This window comes from Micromonospora sp. NPDC049366 (assembly GCF_044466625.1).
Classification (GTDB): domain Bacteria; phylum Actinomycetota; class Actinomycetes; order Mycobacteriales; family Micromonosporaceae; genus Micromonospora.
Genome location: NZ_JBITMV010000017.1, coordinates 33,037 through 56,869, shown reverse-complemented (window position 1 = coordinate 56,869; position 23,833 = coordinate 33,037). Strand labels below are relative to the sequence as shown.

General features: G+C 73.9%; 16 protein-coding genes. 8 read left to right on the top strand and 8 right to left on the bottom strand.

Annotation, left to right across the window (positions count from 1 at the left end; genetic code table 11):
* Positions 1-13: 13 nt before the first annotated feature.
* Positions 14-964: an aminoglycoside phosphotransferase family protein gene (locus ACIBTV_RS23445; RefSeq protein WP_396708063.1), complete on the bottom strand. Its 951-nt coding sequence runs from the start codon at positions 962-964 to the stop codon at positions 14-16.
* Positions 965-1,270: 306 nt separating this feature from the next.
* Between ACIBTV_RS23445 and ACIBTV_RS23440 the strand changes: the two genes are divergently transcribed.
* The 4 genes from ACIBTV_RS23440 (at position 1,271) to ACIBTV_RS23425 (ending at position 11,239) form a co-directional block, all read left to right on the top strand.
* Positions 1,271-8,365, top strand: a complete 7,095-nt coding sequence (locus tag ACIBTV_RS23440; protein WP_396708062.1) for an amino acid adenylation domain-containing protein — start codon at positions 1,271-1,273, stop codon at positions 8,363-8,365.
* A gap of 7 nt (positions 8,366-8,372) precedes the next feature.
* Positions 8,373-9,284 carry a pyridoxal-phosphate dependent enzyme gene (locus tag ACIBTV_RS23435; protein ID WP_396708060.1) on the top strand — a complete coding sequence of 304 codons (912 nt, stop codon included), beginning with the start codon at positions 8,373-8,375 and terminating at the stop codon, positions 9,282-9,284.
* Between the two features lie 29 nt (positions 9,285-9,313).
* Positions 9,314-10,219, top strand: coding sequence for a fatty acid desaturase family protein (locus ACIBTV_RS23430; RefSeq protein WP_396708058.1), 906 nt, complete (start codon positions 9,314-9,316; stop codon positions 10,217-10,219).
* Between the two features lie 102 nt (positions 10,220-10,321).
* Entirely contained in the window at positions 10,322-11,239 is a 918-nt protein-coding gene (locus ACIBTV_RS23425; protein ID WP_396708056.1) for an NAD-dependent epimerase/dehydratase family protein, read from the top strand.
* 33 nt (positions 11,240-11,272) lie between these two features.
* Here ACIBTV_RS23425 and ACIBTV_RS23420 read toward each other — a convergent pair whose 3' ends face one another.
* Entirely contained in the window at positions 11,273-11,962 is a 690-nt protein-coding gene (locus ACIBTV_RS23420; protein WP_396708054.1) for a vancomycin high temperature exclusion protein, read from the bottom strand.
* A 144-nt stretch (positions 11,963-12,106) separates the two neighbouring features.
* On the opposite strand from ACIBTV_RS23420, the gene ACIBTV_RS23415 reads away from it, so the two are divergent.
* On the top strand, positions 12,107-13,003 hold the full coding sequence (locus ACIBTV_RS23415) for a bile acid:sodium symporter family protein (RefSeq protein ID WP_396708052.1): 897 nt from the start codon (positions 12,107-12,109) through the stop codon (positions 13,001-13,003).
* A gap of 89 nt (positions 13,004-13,092) precedes the next feature.
* Here the strand turns inward: ACIBTV_RS23415 and ACIBTV_RS23410 are convergent, their stop codons facing one another.
* Positions 13,093-13,836, bottom strand: a complete 744-nt coding sequence (locus ACIBTV_RS23410) for an MBL fold metallo-hydrolase (RefSeq protein ID WP_396708051.1) — start codon at positions 13,834-13,836, stop codon at positions 13,093-13,095.
* Between the two features lie 67 nt (positions 13,837-13,903).
* Positions 13,904-14,674 carry a hypothetical protein gene (locus ACIBTV_RS23405; protein WP_396708050.1) on the bottom strand — a complete coding sequence of 257 codons (771 nt, stop codon included), beginning with the start codon at positions 14,672-14,674 and terminating at the stop codon, positions 13,904-13,906.
* Positions 14,675-14,777: 103 nt separating this feature from the next.
* Here ACIBTV_RS23405 and ACIBTV_RS23400 point away from each other — a divergent pair, with 103 nt between their 5' ends.
* From ACIBTV_RS23400 to ACIBTV_RS23390, 3 genes are read left to right on the top strand one after another with little or no spacing between them, the layout of a single operon-like run.
* Positions 14,778-15,302 carry a PadR family transcriptional regulator gene (locus ACIBTV_RS23400; protein WP_091598146.1) on the top strand — a complete coding sequence of 175 codons (525 nt, stop codon included), beginning with the start codon at positions 14,778-14,780 and terminating at the stop codon, positions 15,300-15,302.
* Positions 15,299-15,970, top strand: a complete 672-nt coding sequence (locus tag ACIBTV_RS23395; RefSeq protein ID WP_396708049.1) for an ABC transporter ATP-binding protein — start codon at positions 15,299-15,301, stop codon at positions 15,968-15,970. Before ACIBTV_RS23400 ends, ACIBTV_RS23395 begins: the two co-directional genes overlap by 4 nt.
* Entirely contained in the window at positions 15,967-18,165 is a 2,199-nt protein-coding gene (locus tag ACIBTV_RS23390; RefSeq protein ID WP_396708047.1) for an FtsX-like permease family protein, read from the top strand. The genes ACIBTV_RS23395 and ACIBTV_RS23390 overlap by 4 nt, the downstream gene beginning before the upstream one ends.
* 31 nt (positions 18,166-18,196) lie before the next feature.
* Here ACIBTV_RS23390 and ACIBTV_RS23385 read toward each other — a convergent pair whose 3' ends face one another.
* The 4 genes from ACIBTV_RS23385 to ACIBTV_RS23370 all read right to left on the bottom strand — a co-directional run bounded on the left by ACIBTV_RS23385 (position 18,197) and on the right by ACIBTV_RS23370 (position 23,801).
* Positions 18,197-18,937, bottom strand: coding sequence for a hypothetical protein (locus tag ACIBTV_RS23385; RefSeq protein WP_396708045.1), 741 nt, complete (start codon positions 18,935-18,937; stop codon positions 18,197-18,199).
* Between the two features lie 192 nt (positions 18,938-19,129).
* Positions 19,130-21,568 carry a hypothetical protein gene (locus ACIBTV_RS23380; RefSeq protein WP_396708043.1) on the bottom strand — a complete coding sequence of 813 codons (2,439 nt, stop codon included), beginning with the start codon at positions 21,566-21,568 and terminating at the stop codon, positions 19,130-19,132.
* A 419-nt stretch (positions 21,569-21,987) separates the two neighbouring features.
* The gene (gene prfH, locus ACIBTV_RS23375; protein ID WP_396708041.1) at positions 21,988-22,629 is read right to left on the bottom strand and encodes a peptide chain release factor H; all 642 of its coding nucleotides are present in this window, start codon (positions 22,627-22,629) and stop codon (positions 21,988-21,990) included.
* Positions 22,626-23,801, bottom strand: coding sequence for an RNA ligase RtcB family protein (locus tag ACIBTV_RS23370; RefSeq protein ID WP_396708039.1), 1,176 nt, complete (start codon positions 23,799-23,801; stop codon positions 22,626-22,628). Before ACIBTV_RS23370 ends, prfH begins: the two co-directional genes overlap by 4 nt.
* Positions 23,802-23,833: the final 32 nt, after the last annotated feature.

The following is a 23,833-nucleotide window of genomic DNA, read 5'->3' as shown; positions in this document are numbered from 1 at the left end:
AAGGGGCGGCGGGTCAGGCCGGTGGGTCGGCGACGATCCGCGCGATCGTGCGCCGGCCCACCGCGCACATGACGGGGTTGGTCCGCCGGTAGTACCAGACCAGGCCCATCGCCTGCGCGAGGGCCCACGCCCGGCCGCGTTCCCACTCCAGGTCGTCGCAGCCGAGCCGCCGCCGCAACGCCTGGCGGGGACCGGCTTCGAGCAGGTGCCAGGCGCTGATGAGGTCCAGGGCGGGGTCGGCCGGACCCGCCCCACCCACGTCGAGCACCCCCGCCAGTCGTCCGTCCCGGACGAGGACGTTGCCCGGGATGAGGTCGCCGTGCGTCATCCGGTCCGGCGCCGCGCCTCGCGGCAGCTCCCGCATGCGCGCCCAGAACCCGCGCAGCAGCGGGACGTCCAGCAGCCCCTCGCTCTCCCGGAAGCAGGTGTGCATCCACTCGTCGTGTGCGGGCAGCTCACCCCCGCGGCCCCGGCCCGCGAACGTGCGCCCCTCGGTGTCGATCGCGCGGACGCCGACGATGAACTCGGCCAGGTCGTGTGCGAAGGGGACCGAGTCGCCCGGGTCCTCGTCGGTGGCGACGGCACCGGGAAGCCAGGTCTGCACGGACCACGGCAGGGGGTAACCGGCGCCGGGCTCGCCGACGGCGACGGGCTCCGGGGTGGGGAACCGGGTCCGGCCCCGCAGCTTCCGGGCGGCGTCCGCCTCGGACTCCAGCCAGCGGCGCACCGCCGCCACGTCCTGCCCCTGCAGCGGGAACCGCGCGGCGAACCGGTCACCGATCCGGAAGACGGCGTAGACCGTGCTGTGCGCGCCGACCCGCTGGACCGGCAGGTCCCCCCAGGTCGGGAACTGCTCGTCCACCAGCCGCCGGACCGTTGTGGCGTCGATGCCGAGCTGGTCCGGGTGCATCGGGTCCGGCGGCGTGCCGTCGTCCGACGACAGATCCTGATCTTGTGGCGTCACGGCTCCATTGCACGGCACCGGCAACCCGTCGCCAACCGATATAGCGCGCCGTCGGCCAGGAGTCGAGGCGGAAAATGCGGGCGAGATGAACGCGGAATGTCCGCCGAGCGTCCAGAAATGGAAGCCGTCCGAGCAGGACCGAGTACCGGCGGATGCCTCGTACGCAGGCGTTTCGCCGGACCGTCGGTAAAGAGTCACCGAATTTCGCGCCGCCTTACGCACTCCATGTTTGATCCGGCGTTCACGTGCCATCCGCGCCGCTGCCTCTAGCCTTTCCGCGTCCCACCGCACACCTCGGGGAGTTCCGTGAGTCAGGCAATCGACGGTCGTCCGACCGTGCTGGACAACGATGTCTGGGCCGTTGTCGCCGAACGGGCGCGGCGCCTTCCGTCGGCGGTCGCACTGGTGGAGAAATCCCGCGCCCTGACGTACGCGGAACTCGTGGAACAGGTCGACGCCCTCGCCGGCGACCTCGTCGGCGAGGGCGTGCGCGACGGCGACCTGGTGGGGGTACGTCTGCCCCGGGGCCTCCCCGCGGTCGTCGCGATCCTCGCGGTCCTGCGCACCGGCGCCGGCTACGTGCCGCTGGACCCGACCTATCCGGCGCGGCGGATCGAGGCGATGCTCGCCGACACGCGCCCCCGGGCGGTCATCGACGAGACCGGGATCTCGACGGTCTCACCCGCCGGCTCCGGGCAGACCGCCTCGGACACCGCGTACGTCATCTTCACCTCCGGGTCCACCGGCCGCCCCAAGGGCGTGCTGATCCCACGGTCGGCGCTGCACCACTTCTGCCACACCGCAGCCAGCCGCTACGAGCTGAGCGGCCAGGACCGGATGCTGCAGTTCGCCTCGCTGAGCTTCGACGCCAGCGTCGAGGAGCTCTTCGCGCCGCTGATCAGCGGCGCGACGGTCGTGCTGCGCGACGACGACATGATCAGCCGTCCGGACCTGTTCCTCGACCGGTGCGCCGCCCTCGGCATCACCGTCCTCGACCTGCCCACCGCCTACTGGCACGAGGTGGTGGCCGCCCTCGCGCGAGGCGAGGCCACCCTGCCGACGACGCTCCGGCTGGTGATCATCGGAGGCGAGGCGGCCCGGCCCGACCGGGTGCGCGACTGGCAGGCGGTGGCCGGCACCTCGGTGCGACTGCTCAACACCTACGGCCCCACCGAGACCACCGTGGTCGCCACCGTCGCCGACCTGACCCGGTGGACCGGCGAGGCCGTGCCGATCGGCCACCCGCTGCCCGGCGTTACCTGCCGGATCGTCGACCCGTCCGGCGCGGAGACCGACGTCGGGGAGCTGCTGATCGGCGGCGCCGGGGTCGCGACCGGCTACCTGGACCGACCCGAACTCACCGCCGAGCGGTTCCGCCCCGGACCGGACGGCCGGCCCGAGTACCGCACCGGCGACCGGGTCCGGCGCGCACCCGAGGGCGGCCTCGAATTCCTCGGCCGGCTGGACGACCAGGTGAAGGTCCGTGGCTTCCGCGTGGAACTCGGCGAGGTCGAAGCGGCGCTGCGGGAGCACGCCGGCGTCACCGACGCCGTGGTGCTGCTCGACGACCGGAACTCCCGCCTCCTCGGTCACGTCGTCGCCGACGAGACGGTCGACCTCGGGGCGGTCCGGGCGAGCCTCGGCGAGCGGCTGCCGTCCTATCTGGTCCCGTCCGCGCTGACGCGGCACCCGTCGTTCCCCCGGACCCCGCAGGGCAAGATCGACCGGGCCGCCCTGGCCGCCGCCGTCCCCGACGCGCCGCCGCCGTCGACCGGGCTGACGCCGCCGCAGGCGGAGGTCGCCGCAATGTGGCGCACCCTGCTCGGCGTCGCCGACGTACGCGCCGACGACGACTTCGTCACCCTCGGCGGCACGTCGCTCGACGCCGTGCGGCTGATCGGCGCGCTGCGGCGCCGCAGCGTGGACCTCACGCTCAGCCAGCTGTACGCGGCACCCACCCTCACCGCGGTCGCCGCCCTGCTGCCCGCCGGGCCCACCGTGGACGGCGACCCCGGTCACCGGGACGACCGGACCGGCGAGCGGCAGGGCGACCCGGTCGTCCGGGCCGCCGAACCGGCCTGGTTCGACGGGGAGTCGGCGGCGTTGACCCCGCTGCAACGCGACTTCTGGGTGGCCGAGCAGGTGTGCGCCGACCTGCCCGCGCACACCCTGGGCCTGCGGTTCCGGTGGGGCGGCCGGGCGGACCTGCCCGCACTGACCCGCGGTCTGCGCGAGTTGGTCCGCCGGCACCCGCTGCTGCGCGCCCGCTTCCCCGACGACAACGACGAACCGCGTCTGGTCATCGACACCGACGGGGAGATCCCGCTCGTCGAGGGGGCGCTCCCCGACGTCGAGAAGATCGACCTCGCCGGCGGCCCGCCGGCCCGGGCCGTCCTGATCCGCGCCGACGGCGACGACGAACTCGTCCTGCTCGTCCATCACCTCGTCTTCGACGGCTGGTCCGGTACGGTCGTCGGCACCGAACTGGCCGCGCTCTACCGGGCTGCCCTGGACCAGCCGGACGGCGATCTCAGCGCCGCCGCCGGGCTGCCCGAGCCGCCCGCCGTGCCCGACCTGGCCGCCCGGTACGCCGCGGCGAAGGCCGACCCGACGCTCGTCGCGTACTGGCGCGGTCGCTTCGACGGCGCCGACCTCGACCTCGACCTGCCGGCGGACCGGCCGCGGCCGGTCGCCCGATCGTTCGCCTCCGCCCGCCTGCGCCGCCCGCTCGACCCGGCGCTGCTGCGGCGACTCACCGAGTGCGGCCGGACGCGGCGGGCCAGCCTCTTCATGGTGGTCCTCGCCGGCCTGCAGGCGGTGCTGAGCCGCTACACCGGGCGCACGGACGTGACGGTCCTGTCGCCGGTCGCCGGCCGGACCAGCCCCGAGCTGGAAGGCGTCGTCGGCCCGCTGCTGAACATCCTCCCGCTGCGCGGCGACGTCGCCGGGGACCCCACCTTCGCCGACCTGCTCGACCGGGTACGCGACAGCGTCCTCGCCGACCTGGACCACCAGGACCTCGCCCTGCCCGACCTGGTCGACGCCCTGCGACGCCCCGGCTCCGGCAACCGCAACCGGCTCAGCCCGGTCCTGCTCACCGTCCACAACGTGCCGTCGACCGACGACCCCGCCGTGCGGTACGCGGGGGAGCTGCCGCCCGCCGCGACCCTGGTCGACCTCTCCGTCAGCCTGGACTTCCCGGTCGACGGCCCGGTGCTGAGCGTCGACTACGCCACCGAACTGTTCGAGCCGGCCCGGATCGCGGCGCTCCTCGACCACCTGCTCACGCTGCTCGACGCCGCCGTCACCGACCCGCGGCGAACGGTCAGCCGGCTGCCGCTGCTCACCGCCGACGAGGAGCGACGGATCCTGCACATCTGGAACGACAGCGCCGTCCCGCTGCCCGCCGTGACCACGCTGCACCAGCTCTTCGAGCGCGTGGTCGCCGCGGCCCCCGACGCGCCCGCGCTGACCTTCCGCGACACCACGATCAGCTACGGCGAGCTCAACGCCCGAGCCAACCGGGTGGCCCGGCGGCTGCGCGCCGAGGGCGTACGGCGCGGCGACCGGGTGGCGATCTGCCTGGACCGGGGCATCGACCTGTTCGTCGCCATGTGGGCGGTGCTCAAGGCCGGCGGCGCGTACGTCCCGCTCGACCCGGCGTACCCGTCGGACCGGCTGAGCTACATGCGCGAGGACAGCCGGGCCGTGGCCCTCGTCGACGACGCGTACCTGCGCGGCCCGCTCCCGCCGGAGCGTGACGACCTGCCACCGGTCAACACCGGCAGCGACCCCGCGTACGTCATCTACACCTCCGGATCCTCCGGTCGCGCCAAGGGCGTCGTCGTCGACCACGCCAACCTGGTCCACGCCGTGGCGATGTGGCAGCACGCCTACCACCTGGAACCCGGGTGGACCTACCAGCAGGCGGCCAGCTTCTCCTTCGACATGTTCGTCGGTGAGACGCTGCGCGCCCTCTGCACCGGGGGCCGGCTGGTCGTCGTGCCGCGGGAGACCCTCCTCGACCCGGCCGACCTGTACGCGCTCATGCGCGCCGAGCGGGTCCAGTGCACCGAGCTGGTGCCGGCGGTGCTGCGCACCCTGCTCGGACACGTCGACCGGACCGGGCAGAGCCTCGACTTCGTGCGCCTGCTCATCGGCGGCGGGGAGAAGTGGCACGTGCGGGAGTACGAGCTGGCCCGACGCCTGGTCGGGCCCGCCAACCGGGTCGTCAACGCGTACGGGGTCACCGAGGTCACCGTCGACAACGTCTACTTCGACGCCCCGGTGGACCACCTCGCCGACGAGGCGCCCTTGCCGATCGGTCGACCCTTCCCGAACAACCGGGTCTACGTGCTCGACGCGCACCGCCGGCCGGTTCCGCCCGGGGTCGTCGGCGAGCTGTACCTCGGTGGGCGCGGCGTGGCCCCCGGCTACCACGACCGTCCCGAGCTGACCGCGGACCGGTTCGTGCCCGACCCGTGGGCACCCGGGCCGGACGCCCGCATGTACCGCACCGGCGACTCGGCCCGCTACCACCTCGACGGCACCGTCGACTTCCTCGGCCGCCTCGATGACCAGGTCAAGGTCAACGGCTACCGGGTGGAGCTCGGTGAGGTCGAGGCGGCCCTCGGCGCGCTGCCCGACGTGCTGGCGTGTGCGGCGGCCGTGCACGCGCTGCCGTCCGGCGTGGCCCAGCTCGTCGGCTATGTCGTGCCCCGGCCGAGTGCCACAGTGGACGAGACGCTGATCCGCGACGCGCTGGCCACCACCCTGCCCGTGCACATGGTCCCGGCCCGCCTGGTCACCCTGGACGCGCTGCCGCTGACCCCGAACGGCAAGCTCGACCGGCGCCGGCTTCCGGCGCCCGTCGCCGCCGCCGAGCACGCCGGCACAGCCCCGCGTACGCCCCTGGAACGCGCGATCGCCGACGCGTGGTCCGAGGCGCTGGGCCTCGACACGGTCGGCGTCGAAGACAGCTTCTTCGCCCTCGGTGGCGACTCGTTCGCCGCGCTGAAGGTCATCCGGCGCATCGAACCCGCGCCGACCCTGCTCGACCTCTACCAGCACCCGACCGTACGACGGCTCGCGGCGCTGCTGCAGGACCGGGACCCGGCGGCCGGCGCCGACCGTCGGCTGCTGTACCGGCTGACCCCGGCGGAGGCCGACCCGTCCACCGGGGGCGTGACCGTCGTCGCCGTGCCGTACTCCGGGGGCAGCGCGATCGCCTACCAGCCGCTCGCCGCGGCCCTCCCGCTCAACTGGGCGTTGCAGGCCGTCGAGCTGCCCGGCCACGACCAGTCCCGTGCCGACGAGAACCTGCTGCCCGCCACCACGGTGGCCGAACTCGTCCTGACGGAGCTGCGGGAGATCGACGGGCCGGTCCTGCTGTACGGCCACTGCCTCGGCGTCGCGGTGACCGTCGAGATCGCCCGTCGGGCGGAGGAGGCGGGGCTGCCCCTGGTCGGCGTGGCCCTGGGCGCCGGCTTCCCGACGGCGCGCCTGCCCGGACGCTTCTTCGACTGGTTCTACCGCCTGGTACCGACCGACCGGTTCACCTCGGACCGCGAGTACCTCGCCTACCTGCGGGGGCGCGGCGGCTTCACCGACGTGGACGACCCCGCGCAGGAGGCGTTCGTCCTGCGCAACGTCCGCCACGACGCCCGCGACGCCGAGGAGTACTTCACCGCGGCCTTCCAGCAGCCGTCCGCGCCCCTGCGCGCGCCGCTGCTCGCCGTCGTGGGCGCCCGCGACCGGGTCACCGAGCACTATCAGGAACGACACCAGGAGTGGCGGCACTTCGCGGACGACGTGGCGCTGGCCGTCCTGCCCCGCGCGGGGCACTTCTTCGTCAAGAGCCACGCCGAGCCGCTCGCCCGCACGCTGGTGTCGTTCGTCGAGGGCCGCGCGCCGACCCCGGACGGTCCCGCGGTCGGCGTCGACACCCCGGCCGCCCCGGACGTCTCCGCGGTCGGCGTCGACTCGGGCGGCCCGTCGGGCCGGCCGCCGTCGCCCCCCGCCGCCCGTGCCGCCGACCGGCCACGGACGCAGCGGCCGGCGCAGCCGAGCCTGGCGCGGTTCGCGCTGGTCGCGATCGGCCAGTTCCTGTCGATGATCGGCAGCGGCCTCAGCACGCTGGTGCTGAGCATCTGGGTCTTCCAGCAGACCGGGTCGATCACCGACTTCGCGATGGTCAGCGCGGTCGGCCTGCTGCCCGGCATCCTCGTCGGGCCGCTCGCCGGCGCCATCGCCGACCGGTGGAACCGACGTACCGTGATGCTCGTCAGCGACGGCGTCTCGGCGGCGGCCATGGGCGCGCTCGCCGTCGTCGTGTTCACCGGCGGGCTGCAGCTCTGGCAGGTCTACCTCGCGGCGTCGGTGACGTCGCTGGCCGGGGCCTTCCAGCGACCCGCCTACCTCGCGGCGGTCGCCCAGCTCGTCCCGAAGCGGTACCTCGGACACGCCAACGGCATCACCCAGCTCGGCGTCAGCGTCGGGCTGGTGTTCGCGCCCATGCTCGGCGCCGGCTTGGTGGGCCTGATCGGCGTGTCCGGTGTGCTCGTCATCGACATGGTCACCTTCGCCGTCGGCGTGCTCACCCTGCTGGCGGTCCGCTTCCCGGACCTGATGTTTCACCGCCGCGAGGAGACGTTCCGCACCGAGCTCACCGCCGGCTGGCGGTACATCGCCCGGCGGCCCGGCCTCCGTGCCGCGCTGCGGTTCTTCGTCGTCGACCACGCCTTCTACACGCTCGGCTTCGCCGTCATCACCCCGATGCTGCTGATCGAGCAGACCCCCGCCGTGCTCGGCCTCGCCCTGGGCGCCAGCGGTCTCGGCGGGCTCGCCGGCAGCCTCACCATGGGCCTCTGGGGCGGCACCACCCGGCGCGCCAACGGGCTCATCATCTTCATGGGCGTCGGCAGCCTCGCCATGGCCGTGGTGGGGATCGGCAACGCGCCGGCCCTCGTGATCGCCGGGATGTTCCTACTCACCTTCGGCGAGTCCCTGGCCGAGGGCCACTGGATCGCCCTGGTGCAGACCAAGGTCGGCTTCGAGCTCCAGGGCCGGGTTCTGTCGATCTTCATCACGGTGATGATGCTGACGATGCCGATCGGCTACCTGGTCGTCGGACCGCTGGCCGAACACCATGTGCGCCCCCTGCTGGAGCCCGACGGCGTCCTCGCCGGCACCGTCGGCCCGATCCTCGGCACCGGGCCCGGGCGCGGCCTCGCCCTGCTCGTCGTCGTCAGCGGCCTGCTCCAGCTCGCCTGGGCCGTCCGCGGCTGGTTCACCCCCCGCCTGCGACTGCTCGAAGACCACCTGCCCGACTCCGTCCCGCCCGCGGAGATCGGCTCCCGCGACGACCTCCAGCGCGAAGCCGACGCGCTGCTCACCCGATAGGAATCCCGTGTCCGTAGAACTGCTGTCCGAGGCGCCCGTCGACGCGTATGGAACGCCGCTCATCGACGCCGGGGAGCTCGTGCCCGGCGCCCGCGTGCTGGTCAAGGACGAGACCCGCTACGCGTCCGGCAGCCACAAGGAACCGGCCGCCCGGGCGGTCGTGCGGCGTGCCGCGGCCGACGGCCACCGGCGGGTCGTCATCGCCACCTGCGGAAACTACGGCAGGGCGATGGCGATGGCCACCGCCGCCGCAGGCATGGCCTGCACCGTGGTGCTCCCCACCGGCTGGAGTGACGGCGGTGCCTTCATGCGCGCGGCCGGCGCCGACGTGCACCTCGTGCCCGGCACCTACGAGGACGCCGTCGACGAGTCCCGCCGGCTGGCCCGCGAGGAGGGTTCGGTCGACGGGAACGTCGACGGGCCGTACGTGGACGCCGTGCTCGCCGGCCACGGCGTCGTCGCGCACGCCCTGCACCGGGCACTCGCCGAACCTCCCGCGGCGCTGTGGATCCCGGTCGGCAACGGCACGACCGTCATCGCCGTGCACCGGCAGTTGGCGGCGCTCGGCTGGTCGGTGCCGATCCACGGCGTCGGCTCCGCCGCCAACAACCCGCTCGTCACGAGCTGGCCCGGTCCGTACCGCATGCTGCCGCCCGACGGCGTGGTCACCACCGACCACAACCAGCCGCTGGTCAACTGGCACGCCCTCCAGGGCCCGGAGGCGATGGCGGCGATCGCCGACAGCGGTGGGTTCGTGCACGGCGTCGACGACGACCAGCTGTGCGACGCGCGGGCCCGCCTGGCCCGGCACGGCGCCCACCCCACCGCCGCCGGCGCGGTCGCGCTCGCCGGACTGCTGCAGCACGCCCGCACCACCGCATTGGACGGAACCCACGTCGTGCTGCTCAGCGGTCGTTGAGCAGCCCTCGAACCACGGAGACACCCCGAATGACGACCGCGGCACCCCCCACGCTGCTGTTCGCCCGCGCCCGTACCTCCGCCACCGACGAGCGGGTCTTCCTCGCCAAGCTGGCCCTGCTGGCCGTCCTCACCGGGCTCGGCGCCGCGCTCGCGCTGCGTCCCGAGCCCGTCGCGGCCGTCGCCGGTGTCGTCCTGCTGGCCGCGATGTTCACCCACGCCGTCGAGCTGCAACACCAGGCCCTGCACCACTCAGCCTTCCGGGCGGCGTGGCCGCACCGGCTGGTCGGGGTGCCCCTCGGCCTGCCGCTGATGGTCGTCTACACCCACTACCGGGTGCGGCACCTGCAACACCACCGCTACCTCGGCACCCCGCAGGACACCGAGTTCTTCGGCTTCGACACCCGGGCGCCCCTGACCCGGGGAGCGCTGCTGCGCGGCCTGCTCGACTACGGGCGGCTGGGCGTTGTCGGCCGCGACATCGTCCGCGCCGCGACCGGGCGGTGGCGGTACGAGTTCGGCACTGTCAGCGACATCATGCGCCGCCGGATCATCACCGAGCACCTGTTCCTCGGCGCGGTGCTCCTGCTCGTCGTCGGGCTGGCCGTCAGCGGCCATCACGAGACGGTGCTGCGGCTGTGGCTGCTGCCGCTGGTCCTGGCCGTGCCGATGCACTTCCTGGTCGAGCTGCCCGAGCACATCCTCTGCGACACCGACAGCACCGACGTGCTCCGCAACACCCGCTCGATCCGGGGCAGTTGGTTCAGCACGTGGTTCACCAACGGCAACAACCTGCACGTCGAGCACCACGCGGCGATGAACGTGCCGATCAACCAGTTGCCGGCCCGGCACCCGGAGACCCGTCGGTACGCCGTGCACGTCGAGGAGACGTACGTCGACTTCTACCGCCGACTGTGGCGCGCGGTACGCCGCTGAGCGGGCCGACGCCGGTCGCCACGCTGGGAGAACGCCGACCCGTCCACCACCCGACGACCACCCCGCGGGGTCGGCGCCACCCGGGGCGGGCAGGATGGCGGCATGACTGAGGCTGCTCCATCCCTTCCCAGGCGGGTCGTCGTCACCGGGGCCACCGGCAAGCTCGGTCGCGTGGTGGTCGCGCACCTGCGCGAGCGGGGCGTCGAGGTGCTGGCGGTGGACCGGGTCGGCGGGCGTGACCCCCGCGACGTCGCGGGCGAGTTCCTGCTCGTCGACCTGACCGACTACGGCCAGGTGGTCGAGGCGTTCACGGGCGGCACCGACGAGCACGGCGGCAGGGTCGACGCCGTCGTGCACCTGGCCGCGGTGCCGGCGCCGGGCCTGATGAGCAACGCGAGCACGTTCGCCAACAACTCCGCGGCGACGTACAACGTGTTCGCCGCGGCCCGGGCCGCGGGGATCAAGCGGGTGGTGTGGGCGTCCAGCGAGACCGTGCTCGGGCTGCCGTTCGACACCCCGCCGCCGTACGCGCCGGTGGACGAGGAGTACGCGCCGCGACCGGAGTCGACGTACTCGTTGAACAAGGCGCTCGAGGAGGAGATGGCGCGGCACTTCTGCCGCTGGGATTCCGACCTGGTCATGGTGGGTCTGCGGTTCTCCAACGTGATGGAGGTCGCGGACTACGCGGCGTTCCCGTCCTTCGACGCCGACCCGGCGCTGCGCCGCTGGAACCTGTGGGGATACATCGACGCCCGTGACGGCGCCCAGGCGGTCGAGCGGGCCCTGGTCCACGACGTGCCGGGCGCCGACGTCTTCGTCATCGCCAACGCCGACACGGTGATGAGCCGGTCCAGCGCCAGCCTGATGGCCGAGGTCTACCCGGGTGTGCCGATCCGCAAGGAACTCGGCGAGCACGAGACCCTGCTCAGCATCGACAAGGCCCGGCGGGTGCTGGGCTACGAACCCCGACACTCGTGGCGTGACCACGTGGACGGCGCGGCCTCACCCCGGCGGGCCTGATCCGTCGGCTGCCACCGCCGACCGGGGCGCGGGTCAGCGGGCGAGGGCGTCCCGCACCGCCGGGTCCTGCGCCGAGCGGACCGCCGGTGGGCGGCCGCTGACCACGTCCCACGCCGCCTTGCCGCTGGCCAGGTAGTCGCGGATGGACTTCTCGACCAGCAGGGCGGGCCCGCAGTCGCCGCAGCGGGCGGTCACCCCGTCGGCCTCCACCCCGAGCTGCCGGCAGAGCGTGACCGCCCGGGACACGTGGTAGGACTGGGTGACGACCAGCGCGCGCCGCACCCCGTACACCTGCCGGGCGCGGGCGCAGCTGTCGTAGGTGTCCAGGCCGAACGGGTCGGCGACGATGCGCGCCGGGTCGACACCGAGCCGGGTCAGGTACGCGGCCATCACCGCCGGTTCGTCACCGGACGCGCCGCCCCCGTCGCCGGACACGAGGACCACCCGGGCCCGGCCCTGGCGGACCAGCTCGGCGGCGGTCTCCAGACGCCCGGCGAGCCGTTCGCCCGGTTGACGCCGGTCCTGCGCCACCTCGGTGCCGAGCACGAGCACGACGTCGGCGGTCGGCGCGTCGGCCTCCTCGTGCAGGTGTCCGCGCGCGGCGATGGTCGTCCAGAGCCAGGGGACGCTGCTGAGCAGCAGCAGGACCACGCCCAGCGCGGCGACCCGGACGAGACGTCGCCGCCGCCGCGGCGGCCGGTCGGGGGAGGTCGCCTCGGTCACGCGGGGCCCCCGCCGACGATCTTGACCGCCACCGTCCGGCTCCTTCCGCCGCCCCGCCGCAGGAGAGCCAGCGTAGCGGGGCCGTCCGTCGCCCCCGTCCACATGGGGGATGGCGCGGCCGTTACCGGGTGGTAACGATGTGGCATGGATTCGGCGCTGACCCTCATCGGCCTGCCCATCGCTCTCGGCATCATCATGCTCGGTCTCGGCCTCGGACTGACCACCGCGGACTTCCGGCAGGTGGCCCAGCATCCGAGGGCCGCGCTCATCGCGCTGGTGTGCCAGATGCTGCTGCTGCCCGCGATCTGCTTCGCCCTGGTGCTCGCCTTCGACCTGGCACCGGAGCTGGCCGTGGGCATGATGCTGCTGGCGGCCTCGCCCGGAGGCACCACCGCCAACCTCTACAGTCACCTGTTCGGTGGGCACGTCGCGCTGAACATCACCCTCACCGCCGTCAACTCGGTGCTGGCCGTGTTCACCCTGCCGATCGTGGTGAACCTGTCCGCGTCGCACTTTTTGGGCGGCGGCCGGAGCATCGGCCTGCAGTTCGACAAGGTGCTCCAGGTGTTCGCCATCGTGCTCATCCCCGTCGCGATCGGCATGCTGCTGCGGGCCCGACTGCCGCGCCTCGCCGAACGCCTGCACCGGCCGGTGCGGATCCTGTCCGTCGTCGTGCTCGTGGCGGTGGTCGCCGGCGCCGTGCTCGGCGAGCGCGAGAACATCGCCGACTACTTCGTCTCGGTCGGCCTGGCCGTGCTGGCGTTCAACCTGGTGAGCCTCGCGATCGGGTACGGCGTACCCCGCGCCGCCGGCGTCGATCGGCGTGCCGCCACGGCGGCCGGTTTCGAGATCGGCATCCACAACAGCACCCTCGCCATCACGATCGCGCTCAGCCCGGCGCTGCTCGACAACACCCGGATGGCGATCCCGGGGGCCGTCTACGGCATCGTCATGTTCTTCACCGCGGCGGCCTTCGGCTACCTGGTCACCCGGCTCGGCACCCGGCCGGCCACCGTCGTGGACGAGTCCGCCCCCGCCTGAGCCGGCGTGACGGCGACGCTCGCGCGGGGCGCGGCCGGGGGCGTCCGGTCGGCCGCCTCGCCGCCGCCGTCGGCGCGGTCGGCGTCTCCCTACCCGAGGTCGACGACCACGTTCGCGGCGGCGACGCCGACCTCGCCGTCGTACTCGGCGCGGGCCGCGGCCCGCGCGGCGGCGTGCGCTGTCCCCGGCAGCACATGGGTCAGCAGCAGACGTCCCGCCCCGGCCGCTGCGGCCTGTCGGCCCGCCTCCCGTGCGCTCGACTGGAAGCCGACCGAGTCCTCCGGCACGTCGTGCAGGTAGCTCGCCTCGGCGACCAGCAGGTCGGCCGCCCGGGCGAGGTCGACGACGTCGGGGCTGGGGCCGCTGTCCCCGGTGTAGGCGAGGACCCGGCCGCCCACCGAGAGTCGTACGCCGGCGTTCGGCACCCAGTGCGGCAGCAGCCGGGTGTGCGCGTGGAACGGGCCGATGTCGAGGTCGTCGCCGGGGGTGAACTCGCGCAGTGCGTACGCGGCGTCCAGCATGCCCGGGCGGTCCAGCGCCAGCACGGCGTCCAGGGCGCCCGGTGGCGCGTACACGGGTAGGGGAGGGGGCGGGTCGTCGCGGAGGGTACGGGCCCGCAGCAGCGGGTTGAGGTCGGCGCAGTGGTCGGGGTGCCCGTGGCTGACGAACACGGCGTCGACCTGGTCGGCGGTGAGGTGTTCCAGGAGCCGGGGGAACACGGCGTAGCCGAGGTCGACGAGCAGCCGGAAGCCGTCGTGTTCGACCAGGTAGCCGCTGCACGCCTGGCCTGCCTCGGGCCAGGCCCCGCACCCACCGAGAACGGTGATCCGCATCCTCGCGACTGTACCGGCCGACCGGTAACCCGCGAGCCGCTTCGCGTCGCCGACGGCCGGCGCGCGTTCACGGCCGGTCGACGGCCCGCCACGCCGCGGTGAGCAGCGCCGCGTCCACGGCGTCGACCAGGTCGGGTGCGCCGAGGGCCAGGGCCGCGTCGAGCAGAGCGGCGCCGGCGGTGCGCCACGGGTCCAGCAGCACCTCGTCCTCCTCGTCGTCCTCCGTCTCGACGGTGAACGCGGCCGAGCCGGCGCACCGCCGCGCGCTGTCGACCACGCACGTCCAGAGCGCGACGAGGCCGAAGCCGATCGGCGAACCGCCCGGACCGGCGCCCGGGATCGCGAGCACACCGCTGTGGTCGTGGTCCTCGTAGGCCGCGCCGTCGGCCTGTCCGCGCAACCAGCGCTGCCAGGCGCGGCTGTAGGCGTCGTCGGCGGCCGGTGGGCGCGCGGCGGCCAGCGCGTGGGCGGCCGGTTCGGTGAGCAGCCGGGCGTGCTCCAGGACCTCGACGACCGCGTCGCCGTGCGGACCGTACAGCACCCCGGGCCGCAGTTCCTCCAGCACGTCCACGGCGAACGCGCGCGTGTAGCTCGCGTCGGCGGCCAGGTTCCGCGCGGCCCGGGCCAGGGCGTCCCGTTCCTCGTCGCTTCCGGGCGGGACGCTCCGGACGCGGAACAGCCGGCCGGGCCAGCGCCCCGCGAGGACGCGGTCCAGCCGGTGGTCGACCACGATCCACGGGGGATCCCAGGACGGTATCCGGACCCGTTCGCCTGCTCTGGCGTCCGCCATCGGTCCGGGCCGGTCCGCCACGACGTACACGAAACCCTCGACCACCACGGACGGCACCATAGCGCCCCGCGCGGCGGCGCGCGGGTTCCCTCGGGCTCATCTACGCCCGATGTATATACGCGAGGTATACACCCGGGGTACGGTGTCGGGCATGAGCGTCCCCATGACCCTTCTCGGCCTGCTCGAACGCGAGCCCAGCCACGGCTACGACCTGAAGCGCGACTACGACTCCTTCTTCAACCGAGGCAAGCCGCTGCCGTTCGGCCAGGTCTACGCGACCCTCGGCCGGCTGACCCGCGACGGCAAGATCGTGATCGGGGACGTCGAGCCCGGCGTGGGTCCCGACCGGAAGCGCTACGTCATCACCGAGCTCGGGGCGACCGAGTTCGAGTCGTGGCTGACCGAGCCCGTCGAGGCCGAGCCCAACCTGCAGACCGTGCTGTTCACCAAGGTCGTGCTGGCACTCATGCTCGACCGCCCGGCCGAGACCTACCTGGACACGCAGCGCGCCACCCACCTGCGGCGGATGACCGAGCTCACCGAGATCCGGCGCACCGGCAACCTCGTGGACACCATGCTCGCCGACCACGGCCTGTTCCACCTGGAGGCCGACCTGCACTGGATCGACACCACGGTCGCCCGGTTGGACGCCCTCCGAGAGATGGTGCGTCGGTGACCGGCGTCGAGGCCCGCGACGTCGCCCTGTCCTTCGGCGAGACGCCGGCCCTGCGCGGTGCGAACGTGTCGGTGGCCCCGGGCGAGATCGTCGCGGTCATGGGCCCGAGCGGCTCCGGCAAGTCCACCCTGCTGCACTGCCTGGCCGGGATCCTCGTCCCTGACAGCGGCGAGATCCACTTCGACGGTCGGCGCATCGACACGCTGAGCGAGACCCGGCGCAGCGCCCTGCGCCGCGACCACTTCGGGTTCGTCTTCCAGTTCGGGCAACTCGTGCCCGAGCTGACCGTGGAGGAGAACGTGGCGCTGCCGCTGCTGCTCGGCGGCGTCCGGCGGGCCGCCGCGCTCCGGGAGGCCCAACCGTGGTTCGACCGGCTCGGCCTCGCCGGCTTGCAGGGGCGGCGCTCCGGTGAGCTGTCCGGCGGGCAGGCTCAGCGGGTCGCGCTGGCCCGGGGCCTGGTCGCCCGGCCGGGCGTCCTGTTCGCCGACGAGCCGACCGGCGCACTCGACTCGCTCACCGGCGAGCAGGTCATGGACCTGCTCGTCACGGCGGCCCGGGAGCAGGGCACCACCGTCGTGCTCGTCACCCACGACGCCCGCGTCGCCGCCTACGCCGACCGCCAGGTCATCGTCCGCGACGGCACGGTGAACGCGCTGGTGCGCGCATGATCCGGTTCGCCCTGCGGTTGACCCTCTCCGGCGGCCGGGAGGCCGCCACCCGGCTCCTCGTCATCGCCACCGCGGTGGCGCTCGGCGTCGGCATGCTCCTCGCGACGCTCGCCGGCATGAACGCGGTCGACGCGCAGAACCAGCGCTACGGCTGGCTGAACACGGCCGCCGCCCCGGCCTCACCGGACCCGTCCGCCGACGGGTTGTGGTGGATGATCCGCGAGGACTTCCACAGTGGCCGGCCGATCGGGCGGGTCGAGGTCGGATCGTCTGGACCGGACGCGCCCGTCCCGCCCGGCATCCCGCGTCTGCCCGGGCCGGGGGAGTTCTACGTCTCGCCGGCCCTGGCCGACCTGCTGCGGGCCGCGCCCGCCGCCGAGCTCGGCGACCGGTTCCCCGGGCGCGAGGTCGGCACGATCGGTCCGGCCGCCCTGCCGTCCCCCGACTCCCTACTGATCGTCATCGGCCGCACCCCGGCCGACCTGGAACGGCTGGGCGCCCAGCGGGTCAGCCAGATCATGACGACCTCGCCGAGCGACTGCCGCAGCGGCTGCTACGTCGGGATCAATCGCGACGGCATGGCCCTCGTGCTCTCCGTCGTCGCCGTCGCGCTGCTCTTCCCGGTGCTCGTCTTCATCGGCACCGCGACGCGGCTGGCCGCCACCCGTCGGGAGCAGCGCTTCGCGGCCATGCGGCTGATCGGCGCCACACCACGGCAGATCACCGTCATCTCGGCGGTCGAGTCGACCGTGGCGGCGGCGGCCGGCACCCTGGCCGGGTTCGGCGTGTTCCTCGCCGTCCGGCCCGGCCTCGCCGCGATCCCGTTCACTGGCGAGCGGTTCTTCACCGCCGACCTGTCGCTCACCCTCGCCGACGTGCTGCTCGTGGCGGTCGGCATCCCGCTCGGCGCCGTCGTCGCGTCCTGGCTGGCCCTGCGGCGGGTGCAGATCTCACCGCTGGGTGTCAGCCGGCGGGTCACCCCGAAGCCGCCACGCGCCTGGCGGCTGGTCCCGCTCGTCGTCGGGGTCGCCGAGCTGACCTACTTCGTCGGCCGGCGACCGCCCACGACCAACGGCCAGCTCACCGCGTACCTCTCCGGGTTCCTGCTCATCCTCGTCGGGCTGTTGCTGGCCGGGCCGTGGCTGACCATGGTCACCGCGCGGCTGCTCGCCGCCCGGGCCGGTCGCCCGGCCACCCTCATCGCCGCACGACGCCTGTCGGACAACCCGCGGGCGGGGTTCCGCTCGGTCAGCGGACTGATCGTGGCGCTCTTCGTGACCAGCGTGGCGACCGGCACGATCACCACCTACATCGCCAACCGGGGGGAGCCGCCCACCGACTCGGTGGCCGCCACGTCGCTGTCGAAGTGGTTCCGGCCCGAGGACGGCCCGCCGCCGACGGCCGCGCAGATTCCCGCCGCGCTCGCGACGGTTCCCGGCGTCCGCAGCGTCACTCTGGTGCACCGCAACCCGGACCCGCACGGGTGGCAGGGCGTGATCACCTGCGCGGAGCTGGACCGCCTCCAGGTCTACGGCAGCTGCCCGCCGGGGGCGCGGGTGGCGAGCGTGACCGACGACCTCGTCGGCATGCGCGCGTTCGACCTCACCACCGACACGTACGTGTGGGAGGCCGCCGATCTCGACCCGGCCGACATCGACCGGCAGCCGATCCTGTCGGTGGTCGTCGACACCACCGACCGCGCCGCGTTCGAGCGGGCCCGGACGATCCTGGTCGACGCGTTCCCGACCGGCCGATTCCCGGCCAGCACCGCCGAGTGGGCGTCGAGCTCCGCGCGAGTGTTCACCCAGTTCCAGCAACTGGCCAACGTGGTCACGCTGGCCAGCCTGCCGATCGCCGGGTGCAGCCTGGCGATGAGCGTGGCCGGTGGGCTCAGCGACCGACGCCGGCCGTTCAGCCTGCTGCGGCTCACCGGCGTGCGGCTACGCACCCTGCGCCGCGTGGTCGCGCTGGAGACCGTCGCGCCGCTGCTGCTCGTGGCGGCGGTGGCGATCGCGATGGGATTCCTCGCCGCGCACCTGTTCCTGCGGGCGCAACTGGGCTACCCGCTGCTGGCTCCCGGCCCGTCCTACTACCTCCTGGTCGCCGGCGGGCTGCTGGCGTCGCTGGGCATCGTCGCCTCGACGCTGCCGCTGCTGCGCCGGGTCACCGGGCCGGAGTCGGCGCGCAACGAGTAGGTCGTCCTCCGGCACGCGGGCCGAGCCGGCGTCACAGGTCCGCGCAGCCGGCCTCGTCCGGCAGCAGCGGCCGGGGCGTGACCTGCCACAGCCGGTCGCCGTCGCGCCAGGGCGTGGCGGCGCCGGCGGTGGCCGCCTCCCGCCGCACGGCGTCGAGGTCGGCGCCGCGCAGCACCAGGCAGGTCGAGCCGGCCGACGTGCCGCCGAGGGGCTCGCCGGTCAACGCCGGCAACGGCCAGGGCCGGGCCGGCTGCGGAGAGTCGACCGGCGTCGCGATGACCGCGACCGCGGTCGGCTCGTAGGGCACCGGCGGGCCGTCGGCGTAGCCGGCCAGCGCCGTCCGCAGCCGGGCGAGCGCCGGGTCGGCCCGGTCGACGGTGACGGCCCGCGGCCCGGTGGCCGTGCCGACGACCACCCGCGTGACGGGTCCGTCGGGATCACCGCCCGCCGCCCCGTCCGGCAGCGCGACCGCGCGGCGGAGCAGGTCGCGTACGTCCTCGCGGGGCACCCGGTCCTCCCGCAGCTGGGGCCAGTGGTCGGCGGGGCCCACGGGCACGCTGATCAGCCGCCCGTCGCCGAAGAGCGAGAAGCTCGGCGGCAGGGCCGCGGTCCCGCCGGGCGGGAGCAGGCCGGGCAGGTCGGTCAGCCGCAGCACCAGCGCGTCGGCCCCGGCCGGCGGCTCCGGCCCGTCGTCCCTCGGGCCGGCGCAGCCGACGACCGCCGCCAGCCCGACCAGCACGGCCAGCCGGGCCGCTCTCCCGCCTCGGTGCATGTCGCCTCCCACGTCGGACGTACCTCCGTCGGACGCCGGGGCGGCGCCACTGGTTCCGCCCGAACCGGGACGGATGGTGAGGACCGGGCCGGCCGGGCCTCGACGCGCGCTCGGACACGGCCGCGGGCGCGCGGCGGTCCGGAGGCGCCGTGGTGGGCGCCCCCGGACCGGTCGTGCCGCGGACTCCGGTCGTCAGGACCGGGTGAGGGTGTAGTTGCCCGAGCCCGACTTGTTGATCACCACGACGCCGTACCAGGCGGAGCGGACCGGGGTGACGGTGACCGTCTCGGTCGCCCCGGCGCCGCCGCTCGTGGCGGACGCCACCGCACCGGACCGGGTGCGGATCCAGGTCGCCGCGTTGGCCGGGTCGCTGTCCAGGACGAACAGCTCGGCGTCCTGCCCGACGTTCGTGGCCGCCACCGAGATGGTGACCGGCACCCCGGCGGTCAGGTACGCGTCCCGCACGGTGACCACGTTGTTCGTGCCCATCGTGACCGTGCTGGCGCCGGCGTTCAGCACCGCCGAGCCCTGCGCCAGCTCGACCCGGTAACCACCTCCGCCGGACCAGTTGGTCACCCGCGGGTAGTAGTCACCCAGCGCCCGTCGGTTGGAGTCCACCGCGACGAAGTCCACGGCCGTGCCGCCCCACGCGCTGCCGGACAGGTAGGCGCCCTGCGCGCGGTCGTCGTAGAGCTGCAGGTCGAGGTCGCCCGAGTTGGGCTTGAGCGCCACGACCGACCAGTACGGCGACGACGTCGAGTAGCCGAAGTTGTGCGGCGGCGTCGGGGTCGGCCGGGTCAGCGGGGCGTAGTTGCCCAGCGGGTCCCGGAACTGGTAGTCGATGGTGTTCTGGTAGACCGAGGCGCGGGCGCCGGAGTCGGCCACGTTGAAGCCGTCGGCGGCCCGGTCGTTCCAGAAGGCCGCGAAGGTCGCCGAGTTGTGCAGGCGGGACGTGGTCCAGATGTTGAACGGGCCCTCGCCGTACCGGTCCCAGGTGCCCTCGTTGGCCGAGTCGGTGATGTCGATCAGCGCGGCGGCGACCCGGCCCTCGGTGGTGTCACCCTCGCCCCAGCCGTTGCCCCAGGTCGCGTTCTCCAGGTTCAGTGACGCACCGCTCGGCCAGCGGAAGAACGGGTCGTTGTAGACGGTCGCCGGGAACCACTCCGCCCAGCCCTCGGTCCAGGCGCAGCCCGCCGAGCTGGCGCCGGTGACGCTGTGCGGGTTGCAGTTCGGCGCGGACGGGTAGTTGTCGTTGTACAGGTCGTCCATCACCGCGTGGCCGATCTCGTGCACCACCGTCGTCGGCGCGTTCGGGTCGTCGGCGGCCAGGTGGACCTGGTTGCTGCCCAGGTTGTAGTAGGTGCCGTCGGTCGAGTCCGGCGCCCAGTTGATGACCACCTGGCGGCAGCTCGCGTCGTCCTGGTCCCAGCACAGGTTGTTCGGCTTCGGCACCCACAGCCAGGCGTCGTTGGCCGAGTCGTACGCGTGCAGGCCGCGCTGCAACGCCCCGTCGGCGGCGGTGAGCGAGCCCAGGTTCAGCGTGCTGCCGGTGGGCACGTCGTTGGTCGTGCCGGTGGTGAACGTCAGCGGGTTCCCGCCGCGCTGCACCCGCCACAGGTTGTTCGACGTGACGAAGCGGACGTAGATGTCGGCGTTGCCGCTGTCCGGGAAGCTCTCGGACTTCGAGTCGAAGCAGATGTCGTAGTTACCGGCGCCGTCGGTCACCCCGGTGGCGAGCAGGGAGTCGCCGAACACGTCGTCGTCCCACACCTGCACCTGCATGTTCATCTGGTTGTGCCAGCCGCCGTTCTGGTCCTGGAAGCTCCAGTTGCCGGCGACCCGCGTGTCACACGCCGCCTGCGGACCGACCACGGACAGCCCCTTGGCCTTCGCCTCCGCGCGGGCCTCGCCGGCCACGTTCTGCGCGCCGACGCTCTTCGGCGTCTGCCCCGCCGACCGTGGCACCCGGGACGAGGTGGGCACGCGCGCGGTGGTGTTGTCCCCCGCGGCGGCCGCGTGCCCGAGCCGGGACAGCCCGGCCTTCTCGCCGATGGTCAGGAAGACGTCGTCCTGGCCGGCCTGGACGTCCGCGCCGTAGGGTGCGGTCGCGCGCGCCTGGATCTGCACCGGGCCGGGCTTGACCGCACGCACCACACCGGTGAACGCGACGTCCTCGCCGGCGCGCAGGGCGCGGGTCGTCCGGGCGACGGACACCGTGCCGGCCCGCTCCGGCTGGACGCTGCGCTGTGTCTGGACACCCAGCTCACCGGGCGCGCGCACCCACTCCATCTCGGCGGGCAGGGTGACGCTGATGTCGCTCGGCCCGATCTTGCCCTGGCCGCGTACGGTGACCCGCAGCGTGGCGGTCTCACCCACGGCGGGCGTGCGGTCGAGCTTGGCCTCGACGCCCAGGCAGCTCACGGCCTCGTCCTTCGGGCTCTTGCCCGCCGACGGGCGCAGCCCGCACGTCTCGCCCCGGGCGAGCTGGTAGGCGGGCGTGGTGCGAGCCTTGGCGGCCTCGCCCGGCTCCGCCGCGTACGCCGGCGTGGCGCCCCCCGCGAGTGCCACCACGAGGCCCGTGAGAACGGCGACCGCCGATCTCGTGGGCCCGGTGGCCTTCGTAACGAACATTGATGTTCCTCCCCCCAATGTCGGGTCATTCCTTTCGACCCTCGTGTGGATCGGGCCGCGATTCGGGCCCCGGGGAGAGCATCCGTATTCCGCGTCGTTCGACAAAGCCTTTGACCGGTTGGCGACAGGCGCGGTCGGGTGTATTCGAGCTCGCCGGAAGGACGCCCGCGGGCAGGTCGTCGCGGTTCCGTCGGGCCAGGTCGTGGCGGGTGGTGACGGCTAGCCGACGCGGCGGCGGGATTGTCGTTTCCTGGACACGTATGCGTCGACTTCACGGCAGCCGTCGCGTGACGTTTCGGCCGAGCGCCGACCGCGTATTAGACGGCGGAATTCCTGTCAATTCCCGGTCGCGGGAAATGCGCGTCAAGGCAATGCGACGACGGCCGGTGTTCACCCTGCCCGGAGCTGTCGCCGGATGGTTACCGGGGCGAGTCGTTCTCCCATTCCCGGGCGCCGGGGCGTTCGATCCGGTGGGGCGCGCCGCGGACGAGGTCGTCGTGGACACGCCAACGGGCGGCGGTGAGGGACTGACGCGCCACCTCGTCGCCGCGTTCGACGCGCTCGCGCAGCCGCCGCAGGGCGATGCGCCGGTTGAGGGCGTACTGCCGCTCGGTGTCGACCACGACGACGAGCCCGGACGGCCGGTGCGTGGCCCGCACCGCCGTGCTGGCCTTGTTCCGGTGCTGACCGCCCGGCCCGCCCGTGCGGCAGGCGACGACGTCCACGTCCTCGTCGCGGAAGGCCGTGACGGGGGAGTCCACCTGACACCGGCGGGCGACGACGTACCAGTTCTTCCGGCCCGTGCCTGCCCGGTACGGGCTGGGCGCCTGCCAGCACAGGGTGCCGGACCACGCGTCGGCGAACCGGTCGGCGTCGCCGCCGCGGAGCAGCAGCAACACCGACCGGTAGGTGCCGGCCCGGTCGCCGGGGACCGACTCGACCCGGTCGACGCTCACCCCCCGCCGACGGGCATCGGTCTCCAGCCGGCGCAGCAGCCGCGCCACCGCCCAGGCGCACTCCCGCGGTCCGCGTCCCGCGGACAGGAACAGGTGGACGCTCACCGGCGACTCCGCCCGCGACGGTCGTCCCGGCGCTGCGGGCGGGCCGCGGACCCGACGTCGGGGGTCTTGTAGGTCACGAGGGGGACGGTGGTGGCCACCGGCGTCGCCAACCCGTGGCTCTCCAGGTCGGCGACCACCTGCTCGATGCGTTTGTAGGCCGTGGGCGCCTCCTCGAACAGCAGTTGGCGGTCGCCGCACACCACCACCGAACCCACCGGCGTGCGGCGCAGCTCCTCGACGGTGTGCTTGGCCCGACCCCGGCGCAGGGCGTCGGCGCGGGACATCTTGCGGCCCGCGCCGTGCGCCACCGAGTGGTTGGCGTCGGGGCCGGCATGGCCCGTCACCAGATAGGACGGGGTGCCCCGGGTGCCGGCGACGAGCACGTCACGGCCGTCGCCGGGGGCCGCCCCCTTACGGTGCAGGTAGGTCCCGTCCCGAACCTCCACCAGGTTGTGGCACTCGTCGACGATCGGCTCGGCGGGCTCGAACCCCAGCGCGTACGCGACCCGGGCCGCCAACAGTCGCCGGTTGAGCGCACCCCACCGGACGGCGTCGTCGTGCCGAGCCAGGTAGGCGGCCGGGTCGGGGGCGGGACCGGCCCCGTGGACCTCGGTGTGCGCCCGCAGGATCCGCTCACCCAGCCCACGGGAGCCGCTGTGGACGATGAGCACCAGGTCGCCGACGTCCAACCCGAGGCGGCGCGCGTGCTCCGCGGCGAAGACCGTCCCGACCCGCGACAACTCGACGAAGTGGTTGCCGCGGCCGACGGTGCCGAGCCCGTCGAGGTGACCCGCCGGCACGTCACCCGTCAGCACCGACCAGGCCGGGTCGTCGGCGTCCCGCACCGGGTCCAGCGGGCTATCCAGATCGGGGAACCGGCCGGCGAGCTTCTCGGGGACCGCCCGGCGCAGCCGCACCGGGAACACGGCGATGCCGCACCCGATGTCGGAGCCCACCAGGAACGGGTACAGCACGGTCGACGACATGGCTGCCCCGATGGGCGCGCCCTTGCCCGGATGCAGGTCCGGCATGGCGGCGACGTGGACCATCCCGTCGAGCGCGGCCACCTGACGGCACTGCGCGAGGGCGTCGGACTCGATCCAACTGGTGGGGGAGGCGAACACGGTGAGGGTGGCCGGCGTGGACTCACGCCGAAGGGAAGGTACGGACACAGACGCTCGCATTTCGCGGAGAGGGAGGGACG